Below are 23254 nucleotides of genomic sequence, written 5' to 3'. Positions count from 1 at the left end.
TTATGAAAACACAAATACTTAATCATGCTAAACAATGCGGTGAAGCTGAATGCTGCGGATTTGTTATTGATAATAAAATTTATCTGCCATGCAAAAATATCTCACCTACACCCACTGAAACATTCCAAATATCCCCTGATGATTGGATAAAAACGGAAGAAAGTGGCGTTATAACTGCAATTGTTCATTCTCACCCCGACGGTTTGCCTATTTTGAGTGAGGCTGACCAGTTTTATCAGCAAAAAACTGCCGTTGATTGGTGGTTAGTCTGTGATAACAAAATTCACAAATTTAGATATATGCAACCTTTATTAGGTCGTGAATTTAAACATGGAGTAACTGACTGTTACGCGTTATTTCGTGATGCATATCATCTATGTGGTTTTGATTTTCCGAATTTTCACCGTGACGACGGCTGGTGGGACAACGGGCAAAATCTTTATCTAGATAATATGCAAGCTAATGGTTTTCATCAGGTAAGTATATCTAGTTTGCAAGATGGCGACGTTATTCTTTTTCCGCTTAACAGTAAAACCGTTAATCATGCTGCTATTTATATTGGTAATAACTTTATTCTTCATCATCTACCACGTCGTCTATCGAAAAGAGATTTATTTAGCGGATACTGGCTTAAAAACTATCATTCAATATGGAGGCACAAACAATGGCAATCATTAAACTTTACGGCAATCTTAAGCAATATGGCAATAAATACAAAATAAACGCTGACACAGCGAGTGAAGCTCTAAATTGTTTGTATTTACAAATTAAAGGACTAAAGGAAGAAATTAAAAAAGGTTTTTTTCGAGTTAGAATTAATAAAAAAGATATCACAGATAAAACGTTGCAATTTGGGCTTCATTCTCAAATTTCACATGATTCAGTAATCCACATTGTTCCAGTAGCCGCAGGCGCTAAAAATGGCGGTATTTTTAATATTATTGCAGGGGCTGCCTTGGTAGTAATCGGTGTAATAGGTAATATTTATGGCGGTTGGGGAACTCCGTTTATCGCTGCGGGTATAGGAATGATGGCTGGTGGTGTGGCTCAAATGCTAACAAAAACTCCAAAAATGAAAGATGCAGCTAATGACGAAGGTAAAAAGAGCACCTCTTTTTCTAGTCTTGGCAACACTGCCGCTCAAGGATCGCCTGTTCCTTGGGTTTTTGGGGAAATAATGGTTGGCTCAAAAGTTGAGTCGCAAGGCGTTGAAACAATGAATGTGGAGTGATAAATGGGTGACAGTTCAGGAAAAACAAAAACTCCGAGAATTGAGGCTGACAATCTAGAATCAAAACAACAATTATCTATTATTGATATTATCAGTGAGGGTCAGATTGAAGGTCCTGTGGGAGGGTTAAAAGGGGTTTTTTTAAATAAAACGCCAATCCAAGCTGATGATGGATCATATAATTTTAACGGCGTTGAAGTTGAGTGGACAGCTGGGACACAATCGCAATTACCGTTGTCGGGATTTGCTGAAACACAAAACGAAATCCCAGTTGGGTTAGAGGTTAAACAAAAAACACCAATAGTTAGAACGATAACCGATCCTTATGTCGATCGAGTACGCGTAACTGTCGGTGTTTCTGCATTATATAGCCAGACAAATAGCGGTGATATAACAAGAACATCTGTAAGCATGGCGGTGCAAATTGGAAACGGGGCAAGTTGGGTTACAAAAAAAGTTGTTGAATTAGAAAATAAAAAAACGCGTTCACAATATTTAACATCTGTAATTTTAGATGATTTACCTTCTGTGCCGTTTAATATTCGCGTTATTCGCCTGACTCCAGACAGTAAGTCAGATTTATTAGTAAATAACACTGTTTGGTCATCTTATACAGAGATTTATGACGTAAAATTATCATACCCAAATACGGCGCTCGTCGGTTTAAGATTTGATTCATCGCAATTTAATGGTGTGCCAACTCGCACATATTTGATTAGAGGGATCAGATGTAAAATTCCTAATAATTATGACCCTATTTCTCGTACATACAACGGAATTTGGTTGGGCGAGTTTAAAACGGGGTGGACAAATAATCCTGCGTGGGCATTTTATGACATTATAACCAGTAATCGCTATGGTATGGCGCAACGATTTGGTAAGATTTCAATTGATAAATTCATGCTCTATTCAATTGCTCAATATTGTGATGAGCTTGTTGATGATGGTTTTGGCGGAAAAGAGCCTAGATTCACATGCAATTGTTGCATAACAGAAAGATCACAAGCGTATGATTTGATAAATAACCTTTGTTCGATCTTTAGAGCTATGCCAGTGTGGGATGGAACACAGCTAACGACTATTATTGATAGACCAAGCGATACTGTTGCTATTTATACCAATGCAAATGTTGTTGATGGTAGATTCAGTTATTCATCTGCAGCAATGAAAGATAGACATACAGCAGTTCGAGTTAAATATATTGACCCAGCTTACGGATGGGAGCCTGTAACAGAATACGTTGCAGATGATGAGGCTATCAAACGATTTGGTCTCAATGTTTTAGATGTTGAAGCGTTCGGCTGTACATCACGCGGGCAGGCTCACAGAACAGGCAAGTGGATTATAACTACAGAAAAATATGAGCGCCAAACAGTAACGTTTTCAGTGGGTAGAGAAGGGCTGCAACATTTACCGGGAGATGTGATTGAAATTCTAGATAATGAATATGTTATGTCGCAATCTGGAGGGCGAATTCTCGCAGTAGTCGATAACATTGTGACGTTAGATCGTGATGTTGAAATTGAAAAAAATAGCTACATAACATATCAAAACATCAATGCAAAACTAATAAAAGTTAAGGTTGTATCACAAAAGACACCGAATACTTTAGTTTTAGAGCAAACAGTTAATGCAGATCAGTGGTCAACTTGGATTTTAACAAATGTTAACGTATCATCACGCTTATTTAAAGCGATCGCTATTAGTGAAAATGACGACGGTACATATTCTATAACAGCAATAGAGCATGAACCTAAAAAAGAAACTATTGTCGATAAAGGCGCTGTTTTTACACCCAACAACGCTCAATCTATTGGTTGGGGAATTCCGCCAATTGAAGGTCTTGCTGTTTCAATTACCCCCGATAGTGACGAATATCAAGCAGTGCTTTCATGGACAACACCAAGAACGATGAATCATCTTGAATTTCAAGTTACGATTTTGCGCAACGGTAATTTAGTCTCACGACAAAATGTGCCAGAAATGAGCGTGACGATGAGTAATCTTGACGAGGGTAAATATACTGCGTCCGTACGTGGAATATCGACAGAGGACGGCAGGTTGGGCGATGAGTCTACAGTAGCATTTACTATTGCAGTACCGGAGACCCCAACTCAATTGGTTTTTTCCTCTTCAAGTAATACTGTAACAATCAAACCGATTATGCCGTCAAGTGTTGGTCTAGGCACAACATTCGAGTATTACAAAGGCTCTACACTTGATGAGGTTAAAGCTATGACTAATTATCTAGGCAGAACATCAAATAAACTAATTGATGCTGATGTACAAGCGTCTACAACTTATTATTACGGTGTAATTGCGGTTAACGCGGCTGGTCGTTCGGGAATGTGTACAGGTTCAGCAACAACAGCAGATGATACAGTTGGTACTGCAGGTGGCATTTTTAGAATAAAAACCGCTGATGGGATTTTCCCCGAAAACAATGATAAAGCTACACAGCTTTTTCATGATGTTCTTGGAATGTGGCCATCACGAGATACTGTGCTAATTGTTTACGCTGAGGATGGTGATAGGCATGTAACTAAAACTGAGGCAAAAATGTATGACGGTGCGAAGTGGGTATCACCAGCATTATTTTTAGATGGCAATCTCATTGCCACAGGTACTATCAGTGGTGATAGATTGGTTGCATATACTGAAATCAAAGCACCAACCATTCGAGGTGGTAGCATTAATATTAATGACAGATTTATTGTAGCAGAGGATGGCTCGGCAACAATTAAATATTTGAACGGTAACGCAGGAACTATAATGAAAGATGGAACAATAAAAATCTTTGATGAAACAGGTGCTTTAGTCGTTCAAATAGGTAATCTGGAGGTTTAAATGTCATTTGGCATTAAAGTTTTTACAAAAACAGGGCCTGCATACCATTTAGATGGAAACTGTACATCTATGTTTATATCCGGTGCGTTGGGATCTGATGTTTACCCAGAAACAGGGCTTTATGTACCAGAAGGGTATGATTATTATGCGCATCTTTCTCATGCTTGCGGCTTTGCAGATGAATTTGATGAAACTGATGCAAATGTCATTGTTGCATCAATAGATCCGATTGCGTATTTAGATGAGAGTAGGCAGTTGTGTTTTAGAAATGGAAAAAATGCAAAAGGATGGTCGTCACAATTCCCGTCAGCGGTTAATCTGAATACCAGACAACAACTTGTTTTATTGACGTGGCCAAAACCAGCACACGCTAATGGACATGGTATTTTGTTCAATGGTGTTAACTCTTTTTTTCAAATTAATCAAAATACTAACTTTAGTAATGTGATATGGAAGGGCGATATTGAAATTACTAACAGCGGTTGGCGAATTCAAAATATAAATCCGTCGTTAACTCATCATAATTCATTTGTATTTTTCTATTGTGAAGATCCAACAATCTCGATTGGCAGAAGTTGGCAACTAGGTGATCGGGACGATATAGTTTATATTCCATACGATCATAATGGAAATGTAAGCAATAGAATAATAAAAGCTAAAGCTGTGGTATTTGGAGTAAGCTCTATTAAGACATCAAAATATGGATTGAGAATATACAAAAATAAACGTGTTGTATATGATTCATGCAATGAAGTGTTGCTCAATCCTGTTTTTGTTCGCTTTGACCAACAAGAAATCGGGCAGATGAAATCAATAAGCGGAATAAGAAGACCGATGTGCGCAAGAGTGTCGGTGGGCGCTCAATATATCATACAGAGCCATGGTGGATGGTTTTGCGATATTGGTATCAGGTCTAACGGGTATCAGTTGTCAACAACTGTGCAAAAAGCATTTAACGTGTGGAAATTAGAAACAGAGCTATCCTTTAATTCGTTTATATCAGAGCAACCCGTTATGATTTTAGATGCTGAAAATTATTTTAAATTTTAAAAAATGGAGATAGAGCAATGATAAAAAAAACGACATTACTATTTATATTGTTATTTTCTAGCAATTCGTATTCTGAAAATATAAATTGCAACGCAATTTATAAGGAGAATGCATTAGGCGGAAGGTTAAAAACATACGAAATTATAAATGTTAAAAAGATCAGTGAAAATCATTACAATCTGAAACTTAAAGCACGTGGATCAATCAGGCAAAAATTAGATAATTTTCCGACTGATAAAACTCACACATTAGTTGATGTTAAATGTGCAAATTCAGAAAAAGAAAAGAAATTAAAAGAACTACTCAAACTATAAATTAAGTTTTTAAATAAGACCGCTCATGTAGCGGTTTTTTATTATCAGGAGAAATTAAAATTATGGCAAAAATTTCGGGAGTTTTAACCGACGGTGCAGGTAATGTTATCAACAACTGCACTATCGAGTTATACGCAAAAAAAACAACAAGCAAAGTATTAACACAAACACAAGCATTTCAAGTGGCAAGCAACGGCAGTTATATGATGAACGTGTTGCCATGTGACTATGAAGTAAAACTAATTATAAATGGATTTCCACCAAAAAAAATTGGTACTATCCAAGTGTTTTCTGACTCGGCAGATGGCTCGTTAAATGATTTTTTACTGAATCCGTCCGAAAGTGAAATTACGCCAGCAATATTACAGCAAGTCATTGACGCTAGAAATGAAACAAACAAATCCGCAAATAGGGCTGCAGAATCAGAGAAGAAAATCAAAATTTCAGAAAATAATGCTGTAGACGCATCAAAATTAGCCAAAACTAGCGCTGACAATGCAAAAGCAAGCGAAACTAATGCAAAAAATATAGCAAATTCAGTTGAAAACTTGGTCGCTAATGCAAGCAACTCAGCGCAATCAGCAAGTGAATCAGCAACAATAGCAAATAATGCGATCGCATCAGCAAAATCGTATTCAGATTCGGCAAAATCATATGCAGATAGTGCTAGCTCATCAGCAACAGCATCTCGTAACTCAGCTCAGCAATCTAGTAATAGCGCAAATGCTGCTAAAGCTTCGGAAGACAACGCTAAAACTTCTGAGCAATCTGCTAAAAAATCAGCAGATGATGCTAAAAATGCGGTGCTATCAATTGATACTACAGTTTTCATAAAAAAATCTGGTGAAGCCAATCAGTCAATAGACGGGGAGTTAGATGTAAAATTTCTAACTGAACAAGGACAACGCGTTTACTCGCCAAATAATAAACCGACGGCTGATGATATTGGTACTGTTCCAGCCATTAAAGAGGTTGTTAACGACTCACCTATTTACATGGTAGGTGCCCATGTTGACGTTGCTAAATTAACGGTTGGAGGAAAATCAGTTATTACTGATGTATCTAATATTCAGGATCAAATCAATCAGTTGGATAATAGAATATATATCGTAGAGTCATATGCAAATGGAAATAGTTGGTACAACGTGTATTCAAACGGATTCATTGAACAATCAGGCGTTATTCCAATTAACACAAACGATGTGCGGCTAGTCATTTCGACAGTAATTAACTTGTTAAAGCCGATGCGTACTCAAAACTACGGTGTCAGCATTGATTTTTACTCGGATGGAGGTCCGTGGGGTTGGGTTAGATTTGCATGCGGAGAGATGTATAATCACAATTTTTGGTTAAAATCGTACACAGAAGCAAATCCGGGGATAACATTGATTAGGTGGACAGTAAGAGGTTATTAACATGACATACACAAATGAAGAATACGCAGAAATGGCTATGAAAGCTAACGAAGAGGGCAAGGAGTTGAAAATTATAAAAGGCAAGCTAATACTTGTTGACCCTGAACCTATTCAGTTATCCGATGAGCAAATTATAGCGCAAAACCAAGCTTTAAAAATCGCATTAATCAATGAAGCAAACGAAAAAATAGCACTACTTCAAGATATCATTGATTTAGATATGCAAGAATCTGACGAAGAAGCGCAGTTAAAACAATGGAAAAAGTACCGCATTTTATTAACTCGTGTTGATGCGTCTGATATCAATGCTGTATTTCCTGAAAAACCACAATAAAATCAAAACACGCTATCAACCTTCAACTTACAATACTCAACAGCGTCTTCTAGCATCACAAAATCGGCGATATCATATTGTGATTTCAGCGTTTGATAGAACACGTAATTGTGATCTTCTTCGCTGTTGATAATGTAACATTCGCCCGTAATTTCATTTTCGTAATCTTCGGGCGTCATTCTTATGTAAATTGGTAGTGTGTAGTTTATTGTTATCATGGTGCTAGATAGAGTTAATCTTTGCTTCCCATGCCGATATCAATTCTTGCTTCTCTTTCCAATAATCATACCGGTCATAATGTTTACTTGATACTCCCGGCATTTTATGATTTTGTAAACGATCTCGCATTTCCGAACTAACACCCATTGCGCCAGCTAAGGTTTTAAATGTACGACGGATATCTCTCGGAGTAAATGCTTGCATATTTTTCTTTTTACAATACTTTCGTATTTGTTTGCCAAATTCAGATGTTTCTAAATGACCGGATTTTGTATTGGCTGGAAAAATAAAACCATTTTGATCCTTAATTTTCTTAAGGATGTTAATAATCGTTTCACATAATGGTACCGCATGGAAATTTTTCATCTTTGAAAGTTCAGGTGGGATAGTTAATTCTTTATTATCAAAATCTACATTATCCCATGTATTAGCAATAAGTTCCCAAGGTCGTTGTCCTGCAGTATAGATACATAATAAAGTTAAAATTCTAAAATCGGGATGTATTATGGATTCTTCTAATGGCTTATTGCAATCATCAATTAATTCTTTTAGTTCAGCCCAAGACAAAAATCTATCTCCAGCTTTTTCTACTCCTTGCTGTTTAGGTACAACGGTAACAGGGTTCAAATCTAACCCATAGATGGCGGAATTTCGGATGTTAGCCGGATCGTTATCAGCTTTTAAACCATAGTTAAATGCGGCATGTACCGCAGCACGAATTTTATTAGCTCCAGCCAATGCGCCTCTGTTTATCACCTCAGATAACATTAATTTAATGTCTGTTGATGTTATATCTTTAGCTGCTTTATCTCCGTCAATAAATTTACTATCTAAAACTTGATTGAGTCTGTTTTCTGTTGTACCCCAAGAACGCTTACCTGTTGACTTCATATTGTTAACATAATCGGTAAATAATTGCGATAGCGTGGCTAGGTTTGATTCTTTCTTATTCAGATTGCTGAGTATTTCTTGGCTCTTGTTAATCGCTTCGGCAAGCATAATAATAGGATAATCGCCAAGATTAACAAACTTCGCTTTTTTATTTTCATAGTATCGGAAAACAAATACTTTACGGCCAGAAGGAAAAACTCTTATCCCGATACGTCCTGTATTTTTGGTTTCAGTGTCATGCCAAGAGTAGTAGTCTTTCTCTCTCGGTTTAAGTCCTTTGATTTTGCTGTCTGTTAATATCATAATTTAAAATCTACTGCTTAAGTTAACTGCTTAAGTTGGGTTGTAATAGAATGCATTATTTGTGATATATTTGCAATTACGTGTAACTCTTTTAAAAATGTAATTAAATGATTTTTAATAAAAATAAAATAAAAATAAATTAAATTTAAAAAAATTAAATTTTAAAGATTTGGACTTCTAAGCCGTAGGTCACAGGTTCGAATCCTGTAGGGGACGCCATTAAAACCTAAGATAATAAACCGTTTACAAACTACAACCTCTAACCTCCAAGTTCAAAGTTTAATTATTTTTATTTTGATTTTGTGACACAAATTGTGACTGCATTTGAAAAATGACTTAAATGTTCAGCGTTTAAGTGAGCATATTTTTTTACCATTTCCAACGTTTCCCCCTAATTTTTGTAATGTCAAAAGATGTTTTTCTCTTTGAACGTATTAGCTCGCCCAAGTGTGGCGAAAATGATGAAAATGAAATATGTTACAAAAGAAGTTAACTACTAGATTAAATAAATATTATTTCAAATAAAAATATAAAAGAATATAAAATAACTACGTTTAGCCTTTATAAGAAACCGCATTTTAGCGGTTTTTTATTGCTAATTTAGTTGTAATAAATAAAAATATTCAGTAAATATATTGATTTTATTTTGTTTTTTTTATTGAAGGTTTAAAAGGTAATATTTTTAGTTTATCTGTTCCGTTATTTACAATCCTCTCTATAACAACTAAACTACTCAACGTTCTCAACGGGGTGCCCAGAAGGGCTGAGAATGTTAGATTGACTAACGTAACCCGTCGAACCTGAACTGGATCATGCCAGCGGAGGGATTTGAGTTATTGCACCTACTCAAACCTTTTGTCTTTTATTTGCTATTTTGGAGGCAAAATGTTTTTTAAGAAAATTCTATTACCTTTGGGATTGTTTGTGCTTTTTATGAACAACAGTGCTAACGCTAATGACGAACGGCCTACTTTGACCGTTTATAGTTATAATTCATTTCTTTCAGAGTGGGGGCCCGGGCAAGAGATTAAAAAAGGGTTTGAAGCCCAATGTGACTGTCAGCTTGATATTGTAACATTAGGCGATGGAGTATCTATTTTGAATCGGATTCGCCTTGAAGGTGATAAAACTAATGCCGATGTTATTTTAGGGTTAGATAATAACCTTTTAGAGCAAGCGAAGATGGCTAATATTATTGTCCCTCACCAAATCAGCAAACCAGACAATTTGAATATTGATTGGTGGGATAGTGATTTTATACCTTATGATTTTGGTTATTTTGCTTTTATTTATGATCAACAAAAGATCACCAATCCTCCACATAGTATGCATGAGCTAGTAGAAAATAAAGCGAATTGGAGAATTATTTATCAAGACCCTAGAACAAGTACCCCAGGCTTAGGCTTTTTATTTTGGGTGAAAAATATCTATGGTGATGATGCTGTATCAGCATGGAAAAAAATAGCTAAAAATACTGTCACAGTCACTAAGGGTTGGAGCGAATCTTATGGGTTATTTTTAAAAGGTGAAGCCGATTTTGTACTTAGCTATAGCACTTCGCCTGTTGCACATATTATGAATAATAATGAACATCGCTATGTTGCAGCAATTTTTGATGAAGGACATTATCGTCAAGTTGAAGTGGCAGGTATTACTAAATATAATCATCAACCTGAATTAGCACGTGCTTTTTTACAATATTTATTAACACCAGATGTACAACGCCAATTTGCAGAAAAAAATATCATGTATCCGATTGTTAATACAGAATTACCTGAAGCCTTTGCACAAATTAAACCTATCAATAAAGCGCTTGAGTTTGATATTAAGCAAGTTGAAAGTCAACAAAAAGCATGGGTGCGTGAATGGAAATCCACGATTAGTCAATAGCTTTATTTAGTTTAATGTTGAAATTAAGAACGTTACTTCCCGGTATTAGCGCTGCAAGCTTGATCTTAATTGTATTAGGTGCAGTGCTGTTTGCACTTTGCATAGATGCAATTAAATCCAATAATCTAACTGTTTATTTTGATAGCTATTTATTGCATGTCATTTGGGTAACGACATATCAGGCAACGCTATCGACATTGTTATCTGTTTTATTAGCAATATTGATGGCAAAGGCTTTATCAATGGTTAATTTTTGGGGTAAGGGAATATTATTGCGCATTATGCCTATTACCTTTATTTTGCCTACACTGGTTGTGATTACTGGGTTATTATCTATTTATGGACAACATGGTTTATTAGCATCAATTTTTGATTATTTTGGGATGCCATTTTTGGACTCAATCTATGGTTTAAAGGGCATTTTACTGGCGCATGTATTTCTCAATTTTCCATATGCTTGTTGTTTATTTTATCAAACGTTAAATAGTGTACCGAACGAACAAAAACAATTGGCTGCTCAATTGAATTTTTCAAGTTTTTTTTATTTTAAACTGATTGAATGGCCATTGTTACGTCGACAGTTACTTCCAATGGCAACACTTATTTTTATGCTTTGCTTTTCTAGCTTTTCTATCCCATTGGCCCTTGGGGGAGGGCCAAAATATAGCACACTTGAAGTTGCTATTTATCAAGCTATTCGTGATTTTGATTTAGTTGAGGCTGTGATTTTGGCATGTTTTCAGTTGGTTTATTGTGCCATTTTTATGTGCTTGATGCAAAAAATTAATCATAGCCAAAAAATTAACGTGCGTTATTTTAGAACACACTACCGTTTACCTGTTTCGTGGAATTTGGCGTTATTGTGTATGGTAATTGTTATTATTGGTGGATTATTTATTTTACTACCAATAGTTATTATATTAGTTGAGGGTATTTGTTCTTTTAAGTGGGTATTTTTAACGATGGATTTTCAACGTGCTATCATGTTTTCATTGTTAATTGCCTTTGGTTCTGCCATTATTGCTATGTTGCTTGCGTTATTGTTGCTTTATACAAATAGCCGTTTGTTGATTAATCAGCAAACACGTTGGAGTAATCGGTTAATGTTAGTCGGTTCGCTGATTTTAGTTATTCCAAGCATGGTATTAGCATCGGGTTTATTTTTATTGTTGTTTCCTTTTGCTTATAGCTCTGTTTTTGTTTGTGGGTTAATGATGTTGTGTAATGGTTTAATGGCATTACCTTTTATATTAAAAAATCTTGCCATGCCTATGTATGATGTCACATCACGTTACTGGCAATTAAGCCAATCACTTAATATTAATGGATTTTTGCATTTTTATTTAATTGAATATAAAGCACTAAAAAAATTAATTGTCCAGAGTTTTGCTTTTGCAGCAATATTGTCACTGGGGGATTTTGGTATTATTGCGTTGTTTGGTGGTCAATCTGTCACTACGTTACCCTATTATTTGTATGAGCAGATATCACATTATCATTATCAAGAAAGTACCGTAACGGCTGCTTTATTGTTAATATTATCTTTTAGTTTATTGATAGTGATAGATTATGATAGAACTGAATAAAATTAATTATCATTATGATAATTTTAAAATGCATTTTGATATCAAAATTGCATCTAAAGATAAGGTGCTGATTGTGGGGCCTAGTGGTGCGGGTAAAAGTACACTGTTAAGTTTGATTGCGGGATTTATTTTACCTAATTCTGGTAATATTTTACTTAATCATCAAAACATGACTAATACTTTACCAGGTAAACGTCCTGTTTCAATTTTATTCCAGCATAATAATTTATTTAGTCATTTAACTATTGAACAAAATATAGGTCTAGGTATTAGACCTTGTTTAAAACTCAATGAGTCTGAACGGAAAACCATCGATGATATGTTAGCAAAAGTCAGCTTAATGGGATTTAATAACCGCTATCCTGATCAGTTATCTGGTGGGCAATGTCAACGTGTTGCTTTAGCTCGCTGTCTAATTCAACGGCGTCCTATTTTATTGTTAGATGAACCGTTTTCTGCACTCGATCAAGCCTTACGATTTGAAATGTTAGCACTAGTTAATCAAATTTGTGATGAGTTTAATTTAACATTAATGATGGTATCGCATCATATAGGTGATTTTCTAGGTTATTTTTCACGTTGTTTGGTGGTTGATAATGGGCAGATTGTCTTTAATGGTTTGCCAAAGCAATTAAAACAATCTGAAAATAATCATATTGCCAAAATGTTGGGTTTTAATTTCAATAAAGAGTAGTTGCTAGAGCCTAAATAAAGGCTTTTTGCTATTTGTTTGTCTATTATTTTTATAAATTGACTTCCAATTATTTAGTTTGTTGTTAATTTAAATTCATACAGTTATATCTTAAGGTTTTATTAATCTATTTTGTGTAGATTGTTGTGAATGATTAATAACTATATTTATTCAATCTCTATGCAAAACACTAAAGCAAATCGTTCATTTAGTTGGTCAGCACTTATCTTTGATATTTTATTTTTTACTTATTTTTCTAGTGCATTGCAACTGTATATTTTCTTTTCTGGTCATTCTAATATCATTGGGTTGCGTGATTCTATTATTTATAGTCTGATTTGGCTTATTCCTATTTTGATTTTTCCTAATTATACACGAAAAATTGCGACTGTTTTTGGTGGGATTGTGGGAATTTTGTCTTTAATTCCTGTTGGTTATTTTACTATTTATCGGCAGGAGTTTTCGCAAAGTGTGTTTTTTATCATGGCCGAATCAAACTTTACGGAATCTAGTGAGTTTATTCAACAATATTTGAGCTTTAAATTAGTTGCAGTTCTGATTATTTATAGCTTGGTTGGTGTTTATCTTTGGACTAAAGTAAAACCAGTTTATGTCAAAAAACATACTAAATGGATTATATCACTATTAATTGTGATTTATGCCATTATGCCGGTGTTTATTAGTGTTACAATCAAAAAATCTTCTGTTAGAAAAGCGGGATCTCATTTGTTAACCCGTATGGAAACAACCGTACCATGGCAACTTCTTAATAGTTATTTGGCTTATCGGACACAACTATCTAATATGGAAGACATTTTAAACCATTTGCAAACGTTACCACCGTTAGAAAACTTAACAGATGCTAACGGCAATACTCCAAGAACATTAGTGCTCGTAATCGGTGAGTCAACAACACGTAATCGAATGGGGATTTATGGCTATGAACGGGATACCACACCACAAATTGAGCAGTTCAAAAAAGATAATCCAGATTTTGTGGTATTTAATGATGTGATTTCATCAAGACCTTACACCATTGAAATTTTGCAACAGGCGTTAACTTTTGCTGATGAGCAACATCCTGATTTATACTTAAAAACACCTTCTTTAATGCATTTAATGAAACAGGCGGGTTATAAGACGTTTTGGATCACCAATCAACAGACAATGACGCGACGTAATACGATGTTAACGATGTTTTCTCAGCAAACTGATGAACAATTTTATATGAATAATGATCGTAATCAAAGCGCAAGACGATATGATGAGTCTGTATTTGAACCATTTAAAAAAGTATTAACTGATCCAAGTGAAAAGAAATTTATTGTTATTCACTTGCTCGGAACGCATATGAAATACGAATTTCGTTATCCAAAAGATGGTGAGCATGATCGTTTTAAAGATAAAACGGGCATTTCATTTAATATCGATAACGATAAAGTGGGTATCTACAATACCTACGATAACGCAATAAGTTATAACGATTACGTTACAACAACGCTTTTTAATATTTTTAAAAATAGCCAAGAAAATGGGTTTATATTGTATTTTTCAGATCATGGCGAAGATGTTTATCAAACACCACCGCACAATATTTTGGGGCGGAACGAAAAAGCACCAACACGCACTATGTATACTATACCATTTATGCTTTGGCAATCACCAACATGGGCAAAAACGCATCCAAATAATTATCAAAATTATGTGGATCGCAAATTTAGTACACAAGATTTGATTCACACTTGGTCTGATTTAGCAGGATTAAGTTATAACTTATATGTTCCTGAAAAAAGTGTTGTTAATCCTAATTTTCATCAATCAATACGTTGGATTGGTGATCCTTATGATAAAAATGGTTTAATTGATTTTGATAAATTGGATAAGTAACTGCTACAGGTTATTTACACAACGGTTTAAACTGTGGTATTGTATATTTATACAGTATATGTTTTTAGATGTTGTGAACCAATTTATGCGAAAAATCATTCATGTTGATATGGATTGTTTTTATGCCGCTGTTGAAATGAGGGATAATCCCCGTTATCGTAATATGCCTATTGCGGTAGGAGGGGATCCTCGTAAACGTGGAGTGGTTGCTACCGCTAATTATTTAGCTCGCCAATACGGTATACATAGTGCTATGTCAATGGCACAGGCTATAAAACAGTGTCCTAATCTTAAAATAATACCCGGTAGGCATGCTGTTTATAAAGAGGTGTCAAAACAGATTCATCAAATCTTTAAACGGTATACTAACTCTATTGAGGCGCTATCGCTTGATGAGGCCTATCTTGATGTGACTGATTGCAAACTTTGTCATGGCTCTGCTACCCTGATTGCTCAAGACATTCGCCAAGCTATTTTTAATGAACTTGAATTAACAGCATCAGCTGGCGTTGCGCCACTTAAATTTCTTGCCAAAGTGGCTTCTGATATGAACAAGCCTAATGGTCAATATGTGATAACACCGGATAAAGTTGATAGCTTTATTGAGAAGCTTCCTTTAAAAAAAATTCCTGGAGTGGGTAAAGTTACAGAAAAGAAGTTAGCACAGTTGGGATTATTTGTATGTAAAGATGTCGTTAATTACGATATCACAAAACTATTTTATCAATTTGGTAAATTTGGGCGAATATTGCATGAACGATGCCAAGGCATTGATGATCGTGAAGTTTGTAGTGATAGACAACGTAAATCAGTTGGGGTAGAGCGTACTTTAACTGATGATATTCATACTTGGAATGCGTGTTTATTGGAGTTTGAACCATTATTTGAAGAGCTTGAAAAACGATTAGGCAAAGTGCGTGCTGATTTGTCTATAGCTCGGCAAGGTGTCAAATTTAAGTTTGATGATTTTCAACTAACAACACAAGAACATGTGTGGTCTAAATTAGATAAAGCCGATTTAATTGAGCAAGCACATAAAGTTTGGTTAGAACGGCGTAATGGTCGAGGTGTTCGGCTAATTGGGTTTCATGTGACGTTAATCGATCCTCAAGTTGAAAAGCAACTGATTTTTCCATTTTAGTTGTTGGCTCTTAAAAAAAGAGGATGTTGGCAAAGCATTGAAACATCCTCATAATACAATAATAATTAATTGATAATTATTATTATTTTAAATTTTCCCCATTGGTGCTAATGACTTTCTTATACCATTCAAATGAATCTTTTTTATAACGTTTCATGCTGCCGTTTCCTTCATTGTCACGATCAACATAAATTACACCATAACGTTTTTTCATTTCGCCGGTAGTAAATGAAACAACATCAATAATTCCCCAAGCGGTATACCCCATAACATCAACGCCATCATAATCTATAGCTGTTTGCATAGCTTTGATATGCGCGCCTAGGTATTCAATACGCGGTTTGTCATGTACTTGATTGCCGTTTTCGAGTTCATCAATAGCCCCAAAACCGTTTTCAACAATAAATAAAGGTAATTGGTAACGATCATACAGGCGATTTAATGTATAACGTAAGCCTTCTGGGTCAATTGGCCATCCCCAATCACTGCTTTTGATATAAGGGTTTTCAACGGCATTCGGTAAGGCACCGTTAACGATATTATCGCGGTTATCATTTTTTGCATCAGCTTTCACAACAGTGGACATATAATAGCTAAAACCAATATAATCAACAGTACCTTTTTTCAAACAGGCTAAGTCTTCGTCAGTAATATCAAGTTTATAGCCTTCTCGCTCAAACTCTTTTAATGCATAAGTTGGATAATAGCCACGAACATGAACATCAGGGAAGAAGAATCGTTGATGCATTGCAATTTCTGATGCCATCATATCTTCAGGATTGCATGAAAATGGATAAATTGGTACATGAGAAATCATACAACCAATTTGAAAATCAGGATTGATTTTTTTACCAGCTATTACTGCTTTAGCACTGGCTAAAAGTTCATAATGAGCAACTTGGTAAAGTACTTCTTGTCGATTTTCGCCTGGTTTGACTTGCACGCCAGAATTTGTCCAAAAGAAGATTGGATTACTGGTATCCATCTGGTTATTGATTTCATTAAACGTCATCCAATATTTTACTTTATGTTTATAACGTTCAAAGCAAGTAATGGCAAAACGCTCAAAAAATTCAACTGTTTTTCGGTTACGGAAGCCACCATAATGGCGAGCAATATGTAAAGGTATTTCAAAATGCGATAAGGTAATGACAGGCTCAATTCCATTAGCAATCAATTCATCAAAAACATTATCATAAAAACGTAGACCTTCTTCATTTGGTTCAAGCTCATCACCTTTTGGAAAAATTCGTGTCCAAGCAATCGAAGTGCGTAAACATTTAAGACCTAATTCAGCAAAAAGCTTAATATCTTCTTTATAATGATGATAAAAATCAATTGCCGTATGATTTGGATAAAATTTATCTGCCTCAATATTTTCAGTGATTTGCCTTGGTACACCATGTGCGCCTGCTGTCATGACATCAACAACGCTTGGGCCTTTACCGCCTTCGTTCCAACCGCCTTCAAATTGGTGAGCAGCTAAAGCACCGCCCCATAAAAATGGTTTTTTTGTCATTTTTGATTCCTTGTTATTGCTTAATTTTAAATATGATATCATCAATCGTTACGTCAGTTTTATCGGTTAATGAAATTAATTGGTATTGATCAGTGTTAACAATAATAATTGGCGTAATTAATGGATAACCTGCTTGTTTAATAGCATCAGGATTAAAGCTAATTAGCAAATCTCCTTTTTTCACTTTTTGATTTAATTCAATGTGATATTCAAACTCATTATTAGTTAAATTAACGGTATCAATACCGACATGAATTAATAACTCAACACCGTTATCTAATGTTAAACCAATGGCATGTTTAGAACTTTCAAACACGGCTGTGACTTCGGCATCGAAAGGTGCATAAACGTGGTTATCGGTTGGTTCAATGGCAATTCCTTCACCCATTAGCTTTTGCGCAAAAGCAGGGTCTGGCACTTCGCTTAGCGGTAACGCTTTACCTGTCATTGGGCTTGTAATTTCAATCTCATCTAGTGATATTTTGGGTGTATCGTCTTTAGTGTTAGTTATATCTTGTTTTGTTTCACCTGTGCCAAATATTTGGATTAAAATTACAGGTCCAATTAATGCAATTGCTGAACCAATTGCTACACCAAAAAACGAACTCATATTATCGGGTTTAATGGCATTGACAATGGTTAATGGGCCTGGTAGTGCCGCATAAGTATAGTAATAAGGTGTAAAGAATCCAGCAACAATACCGCCTAAAGATGCGCAGATACATCCATAAATAAATGGCTTTTTAAAGCGTAAATTTACACCATAAATAGCGGGTTCAGTGATACCAAATAAACCAGTGATAAATGCAGATAATGAAACACCTTTTATCTCTTGTGTTTTAGTTTTTATATAAAAACCTAGTACAGCACCCACTTGACCAATTACGGCAATAGTTTGGAATGCTTGGAAAGAATCTTGCCCATATTGATTGATATTTTCGGTGATGACAGGTGTTATTCCCCAATGTACACCAAAAATAACCAATACTTGCCATACAGCACCAATCAACCCACCGGCAATGTAAGGCGCAAGATTAACTACCCAATTATAACCATTGGCAATACAGTGAGCTGCGTTTGCAGTTATTGGTCCTATAGCAATGAGTGTTGATGGCACCATAACCACTAAACAGATTAAAGGCATTAAAAGAGGTTTGATAATACTATGTAATCGTGTTTCCAAAAATCGCTCTAAATACGACAGTAACCACACCAAAAAAAGTGGCGGTAGCACGGTTGAGTTATAAGGCGTTTCTGATAATACAATACCAAATAAATCGATTTCTACCCCTTCTTTGATTAATTCTGCCAATTTTGTCCAAGTGGGAGAAAGTAATGCGGCACAACAAGCCACCGCAATGTAAATATTACAACGAAAATGTTGTGAAGCGGTAATAGCAATAAAAATTGGAAGAAAGAAAAAAGGTGCCCAAGAAATAAAGTCAAAAATTTTATAAGTGCTAGTTGATTCCAATTTAGGAAAGCCTAATTTAATTAAAATTAAGATCCCTTGTAAAATCCCCGAAGCGGCTAAAACATAAACAAACGGTGCAAAAACAGCTGACATCGTCGCAATAACACGATTTAAAATATTCACTTTATCGTTATTGGTTACTTTATTATCAGTATTAATCAGTTGAGTAAAGGCGTTATAAACTTTATCAACATGTGTACCAATAACCACTTGGATTTGACCACCTTTTTCAACAACAGTAATCACGCCTGGCAATTTAGCGATATTCTCTTTTGCGTGAGCAGGTGTATGCTGGGTAACAAGACGAAGACGCGTTGCACAGCGAGAAACGGTCACAATGTTATTTTCCCCTCCTAGTTCATTTAAAATATCAACAGCTAGTTTGTTATAGTCTCTTATTTTTGATGACATTGATTTAGCTCCTTAACGTAAGTTAATGTGTTTATCTTAGTCTGAAATTTTAAATTGTTAATGACCAATTATATTGTTTGTGATCTAGATCGCTTTTTTATATGATTTAGTTTAAAACTTAATATAACTTGTATAAAATGAATATTAAATTTTTAGAGAATGAAAAAGAATTTTAAATGCTTAAATATCAATATGTTGCTGAAAAAATCAAGCAGCTTATTTATCAACAACAATTACCTAAAGGGGCGCAACTAGCTAATATTGAAGGCTTAATTAATCAATATCAGGTCAGTCGTAGTACAATTATCAAAGCGCTCAATTGCCTTGAACGGCAAGGAGTGATCTACCAAGTGCAAGGTAGTGGTATTTTTGTACGCCAACGTAAAAAAAGAGGCTATCTCAATTTTTTACAAAGTCATGGATTTACAGTTGATTTAGAAGATACTTATGGTGTATCCAAAGTTCTTAATGTTGATCTTATTAAACCAAATTCAAAGGTAAAAGATAATTTACAGTGTGATGACGGTGAAGACGTTTATTTTATTAAACGCTTGCGCTATGTTGATGGTAAATTATATGGCCTCGAGCAATCTTATTATCGAAAAAAATTAATCAATTACTTGAATAAAGAAATTGTTGAGAACTCAATTTTTAGTTACATTCAAGACAATTATAATATCAATATTGGTTTTTCTGATAAATATTTCCAAGTAATCAAACTTGATACCGAAACCGCTCAATATCTTGGTCTACAAGCGGGGGAACCCGCACTCTACGTAGAAGAGGTATTTTATACCACAGCAGGCGAACCTTTTGACTTTTCAACCATCATTTACCACTACGAAAATGCAAGATTTTGTGTACAAAATCATTCTAAGTGATTTTATCTATTAAGTTTTAATTAAGAATAGGAGCCAAATATCAGGCTCCTGTTCTTATAATTGCTAAAAAGTTAAATTTTACCACCGACACCTTTAAATTTTTCAACCAATGCGGCTATTCTTTCAAATACCCTGCGCTTTTTGATTAAATATTGCGGATTGAGTGGGCTCATTTTTGGTAGAATTTCATTTAACTCTGTGCCATTTTCAGATGCATATTCTCGTTTTAATGATGAGGTAATATAACGTTTGGTTTCAGCTTCATTTAAGTTTTCTTCTACAATTAAGGCATTTAGTTCTGCTAGCAACTCTTGCTGTGCATACAAGAAGAATGCATCAATAATTGAGGCTTTATTTGGAATAGCATCAAGATCCGTTTGTTTAATAAATTCAACAACAAGTTCTTCTTTAGCACGATTTTCTAAACTTGAACGAATTAAGCGCTGAGCATCTTCGACAATATCTTGTTTGGTTTTTTCTTGTTTATTTTGTTCATAAATTAACTCAAGAATATAATCCAAATTAATCTCTTGTGATTTTAATAGATCAATTTCGAAAACCACATCATCCCAATCAATTCTTTGATTATCTTGCTGATTGGCTTCTTTTTCTCGGCGTAGCCAATCGCGAATATCATTATAAGTTGAACGATAATTTTGTATTGCACGATCAGTAGGTAGTTTAACTGTTTGCATTTTTTGCAGATCTTCATCTGTCACATAATGCTTATTTTTAAACTCTAAAACTGCTTGCTCGTCTGTCATATCTAACTGTTGAAAAGCCTTTAATGCAACAAATTCGTCATAATTTTGCAATACGTTGTCAGCGCGCAAGTATTCGCCAAACAATTTAACAAACGCTTTTTTATCTTTTTCGGTAATGATTTCATCAGGGTGAGGAAATTTTTCTTGTAATTCTGTAACGATTGCTAAATATCCATGATGGAACTGACCTGAATTATCAGTAAACCCATGCATATATTCATCATAACTTTTTTCTAGCACTACTTCACGAGTGTTACTTTTACCAAATGTTTTAATCGCATCAATAGTTGCTTGCTCTAAGTCACGAAACGCCACAATATTACCAAAGGTTTTGGTCGCATTATAAATACGATTAGTGCGTGAAAAGGCTTGAATTAACCCATGATACCGTAAATTTTTATCAACAAATAAAGTATTAAGCGTTGGCGCATCAAAGCCAGTTAAAAACATACCAACCACAATTAATAAATCAATTTCTTTATTTTTTACTTTTAAAGATAAATCGCGATAATAGTTCTGAAACTGCTCACTGCTGACATCATAGTTTGACTTAAATTCCTGGTTATAGTCATCAATAGCCATTGCTAAAAACTCTTTGGCACTCTGATTTAAGGCATCTATTTCAAAACTTTCATCGGCAAAATTACCTTGAGCATCTTGTTCTTCATTAGCAGAATAAGAAAATATCGTGGCTATTTTTAACGGTTGGTTTACACCTTTTTGTAATTTTTTGAATGATTCATAATAGAGTTTAGCTGCGTCCACACTACTCACTGCAAACATGGCATTGAACCCTTTGTCCTTGCCCATTAAGCGGTGGGTTTTTTGTTTAAAATTATTCAAAATATATTGTGTGATTTGCTCTATACGGTTTGGGTGAAGCAGGGCTTTTTTATTTTCGGCAGCGCTGAGTTTTTCAAGATTTTGTTCTTGCTCTATTGATTTAAAATTCGGACGCACATCGTTATAATCAACTTTAAATTTTAATACTTTTTCGTCACGAATTGCATCGGTTAATACATAAGCATGTAGTTCACGTCCAAATACATCTGCTGTTGTTTGTGCTCCTTGAGCATTAATAGGCATAATTGGCGTACCAGTAAAGCCAAATTGATAATATTTTTTAAATTTACGCTTTAAGTTTTTTTGAGCTTCGCCAAATTGTGAGCGGTGAGCTTCGTCAAAAATAAATACAACGTGTTTATCATAGATCGCTAAGTCATCTTCGCTTTTGATCAAATTATTGAGTTTTTGAATGGTAGTAACAATAATTTTATTGTCTGTTTTTTCAATGTTACGCTTAAGCCCAGCGGTGCTGTTTGAACCATTCACACTATCTTTTGAAAATTTTTGATACTCTTTCATGGTTTGATAATCCAGATCTTTACGATCCACCACAAAAAAGACTTTATCGATAAATTCAAGTTCAGTGGCTAAACGAGCTGCTTTAAAACTGGTTAGTGTTTTACCTGATCCCGTTGTGTGCCAAATAAAGCCACCACTTTGAAGCGTACTCCAATTTTTGGCATGATATGCACTAGTAATTTGCCACAAAATCCGTTCGGTTGCGGCGATTTGGTAAGGACGCATAATTAATAAAGTATCATTGACATCCAAAACTGAGTAGGTAATAAGTACACTCAACAAAGTACGACTAGCAAAAAACGTTGCAGTAAAATCTTTTAAGTCTTTAATCGGTTCGTTTTTTACATTTGCCCAATTCATGGTAAAGTCGAAGCTATTTTTATCACGCTTGGTGGTATTAGCAAAGTAGCGGGTATCAGTGCCGTTTGAAATCACAAACATTTGCAAATATTTAAATAACGAATTATCTTGATTAAAGCTTTCTTTACTATAACGATGGACTTGATTAAATGCTTCGCGGATCGCAATACCCCGTTTTTTTAATTCGACTTGTATTAAAGGCAAGCCATTAACTAAAATAGTAACATCATAACGATTGGCATAACTACCCGCTTGTTGAAATTGGTGAATAACTTGTAATTTATTATTTTTAAGTGTTTTTTTATCAAGTAGATAAATATTTTGAATATGACCATCATCAAACACAAAATCATAAATATGATTGTGGTGGATTTTACGACTTTTATCAACCATCGACTCATTGGGTTTATCCAAATATTCCAAAACAAACCGCTGCCATTCCGCATCAGTAAACTGCATATTGTTAAGTGTTTGTAACTGAACGCGAATATTTGCCAACAACTTTTCGTGCGTATTTAAGTTTGGCAAATATTCATAACCCTGCCGAGTTAAGTCATGAATAAATTCGTTTTCTAATTGATTTTCGGTTTGATAAGCAGCAGCTGGCTCTTCAAGCTTGTTGTAGTTATCTAAAATAATATAACCATTGGTTTCGGCGATGGGGGTTGTATAAGTCGTCAT

Annotated in this window: 17 protein-coding genes, 1 pseudogene and 1 riboswitch; of the genes and pseudogenes, 13 read left to right on the top strand and 5 right to left on the bottom strand. The window is 34.9% G+C overall.

Annotated elements, in window-relative coordinates; translation table 11 throughout:
- The first annotated feature begins 2 nt into the window (after window positions 1-2).
- The 7 genes from GQ596_RS06445 to GQ596_RS06415 all read left to right on the top strand — a co-directional run bounded on the left by GQ596_RS06445 (window position 3) and on the right by GQ596_RS06415 (window position 7191).
- Window positions 3-722 (top strand): C40 family peptidase, encoded by a 720-nt coding sequence (locus GQ596_RS06445; RefSeq protein ID WP_202113763.1) that lies wholly within the window; start codon window positions 3-5, stop codon window positions 720-722.
- On the top strand, window positions 665-1231 hold the full coding sequence (locus GQ596_RS06440) for a tail assembly protein (RefSeq protein ID WP_160400864.1): 567 nt from the start codon (window positions 665-667) through the stop codon (window positions 1229-1231). Before GQ596_RS06445 ends, GQ596_RS06440 begins: the two co-directional genes overlap by 58 nt.
- A 3-nt stretch (window positions 1232-1234) precedes the next feature.
- Entirely contained in the window at window positions 1235-4078 is a 2844-nt protein-coding gene (locus GQ596_RS06435) for a host specificity protein J (RefSeq protein ID WP_160400863.1), read from the top strand.
- The gene (locus GQ596_RS06430; RefSeq protein ID WP_160400862.1) at window positions 4079-5128 is read left to right on the top strand and encodes a hypothetical protein; all 1050 of its coding nucleotides are present in this window, start codon (window positions 4079-4081) and stop codon (window positions 5126-5128) included. It begins immediately after the preceding gene.
- 17 nt (window positions 5129-5145) lie between these two features.
- On the top strand, window positions 5146-5442 hold the full coding sequence (locus tag GQ596_RS06425) for a hypothetical protein (RefSeq protein ID WP_160400861.1): 297 nt from the start codon (window positions 5146-5148) through the stop codon (window positions 5440-5442).
- A gap of 62 nt (window positions 5443-5504) precedes the next feature.
- The gene (locus tag GQ596_RS06420) at window positions 5505-6857 is read left to right on the top strand and encodes a prophage tail fiber N-terminal domain-containing protein (RefSeq protein WP_160400860.1); all 1353 of its coding nucleotides are present in this window, start codon (window positions 5505-5507) and stop codon (window positions 6855-6857) included.
- A 1-nt stretch (window position 6858) separates the two neighbouring features.
- A complete protein-coding gene (locus GQ596_RS06415; protein WP_160400859.1) occupies window positions 6859-7191 on the top strand; it encodes a tail fiber assembly protein in 333 nt (110 codons plus the stop codon).
- 222 nt (window positions 7192-7413) lie between these two features.
- Here the strand turns inward: GQ596_RS06415 and GQ596_RS06410 are convergent, their stop codons facing one another.
- Window positions 7414-8604 (bottom strand): site-specific integrase, encoded by a 1191-nt coding sequence (locus tag GQ596_RS06410; protein ID WP_160400858.1) that lies wholly within the window; start codon window positions 8602-8604, stop codon window positions 7414-7416.
- Window positions 8605-8893: 289 nt separating this feature from the next.
- Window positions 8894-9077, bottom strand: a pseudogene (locus GQ596_RS11255) (tyrosine-type recombinase/integrase); the annotation flags it as partial.
- Window positions 9078-9340: 263 nt separating this feature from the next.
- Window positions 9341-9449: riboswitch (TPP riboswitch) on the top strand.
- Between the two features lie 88 nt (window positions 9450-9537).
- Here GQ596_RS11255 and thiB point away from each other — a divergent pair.
- The 5 genes from thiB to dinB all read left to right on the top strand — a co-directional run bounded on the left by thiB (window position 9538) and on the right by dinB (window position 15799).
- Window positions 9538-10494 carry a thiamine ABC transporter substrate binding subunit gene (thiB, locus tag GQ596_RS06405; RefSeq protein ID WP_370516489.1) on the top strand — a complete coding sequence of 319 codons (957 nt, stop codon included), beginning with the start codon at window positions 9538-9540 and terminating at the stop codon, window positions 10492-10494.
- Between the two features lie 14 nt (window positions 10495-10508).
- Window positions 10509-12080 (top strand): thiamine/thiamine pyrophosphate ABC transporter permease, encoded by a 1572-nt coding sequence (gene thiP, locus GQ596_RS06400; protein WP_160400856.1) that lies wholly within the window; start codon window positions 10509-10511, stop codon window positions 12078-12080.
- Window positions 12064-12774 (top strand): thiamine ABC transporter ATP-binding protein ThiQ, encoded by a 711-nt coding sequence (gene thiQ, locus GQ596_RS06395; protein WP_160400855.1) that lies wholly within the window; start codon window positions 12064-12066, stop codon window positions 12772-12774. Before thiP ends, thiQ begins: the two co-directional genes overlap by 17 nt.
- A gap of 177 nt (window positions 12775-12951) precedes the next feature.
- Window positions 12952-14658 (top strand): phosphoethanolamine transferase CptA, encoded by a 1707-nt coding sequence (cptA, locus tag GQ596_RS06390; RefSeq protein WP_160400854.1) that lies wholly within the window; start codon window positions 12952-12954, stop codon window positions 14656-14658.
- A gap of 85 nt (window positions 14659-14743) precedes the next feature.
- Window positions 14744-15799 (top strand): DNA polymerase IV, encoded by a 1056-nt coding sequence (gene dinB / locus GQ596_RS06385; protein ID WP_160400853.1) that lies wholly within the window; start codon window positions 14744-14746, stop codon window positions 15797-15799.
- Window positions 15800-15881: 82 nt separating this feature from the next.
- Here the strand turns inward: dinB and GQ596_RS06380 are convergent, their stop codons facing one another.
- Both GQ596_RS06380 and GQ596_RS06375 read right to left on the bottom strand, forming a co-directional pair.
- On the bottom strand, window positions 15882-17318 hold the full coding sequence (locus GQ596_RS06380) for a 6-phospho-beta-glucosidase (protein ID WP_160400852.1): 1437 nt from the start codon (window positions 17316-17318) through the stop codon (window positions 15882-15884).
- Window positions 17319-17331: 13 nt separating this feature from the next.
- Entirely contained in the window at window positions 17332-19203 is a 1872-nt protein-coding gene (locus GQ596_RS06375) for a glucose PTS transporter subunit IIA (RefSeq protein ID WP_160400851.1), read from the bottom strand.
- Window positions 19204-19379: 176 nt separating this feature from the next.
- Here GQ596_RS06375 and GQ596_RS06370 point away from each other — a divergent pair, with 176 nt between their 5' ends.
- Window positions 19380-20084, top strand: coding sequence for a GntR family transcriptional regulator (locus GQ596_RS06370; RefSeq protein ID WP_160400850.1), 705 nt, complete (start codon window positions 19380-19382; stop codon window positions 20082-20084).
- Between the two features lie 71 nt (window positions 20085-20155).
- Here GQ596_RS06370 and GQ596_RS06365 read toward each other — a convergent pair whose 3' ends face one another.
- Window positions 20156-23254, bottom strand: a complete 3099-nt coding sequence (locus tag GQ596_RS06365; protein ID WP_160400849.1) for a type I restriction endonuclease subunit R — start codon at window positions 23252-23254, stop codon at window positions 20156-20158.

It is taken from the genome of Gilliamella sp. Pra-s60 (assembly GCF_009795755.1).
Taxonomy (GTDB): domain Bacteria; phylum Pseudomonadota; class Gammaproteobacteria; order Enterobacterales; family Orbaceae; genus Gilliamella.
This window is presented reverse-complemented; position numbering and strand designations above follow the sequence as displayed.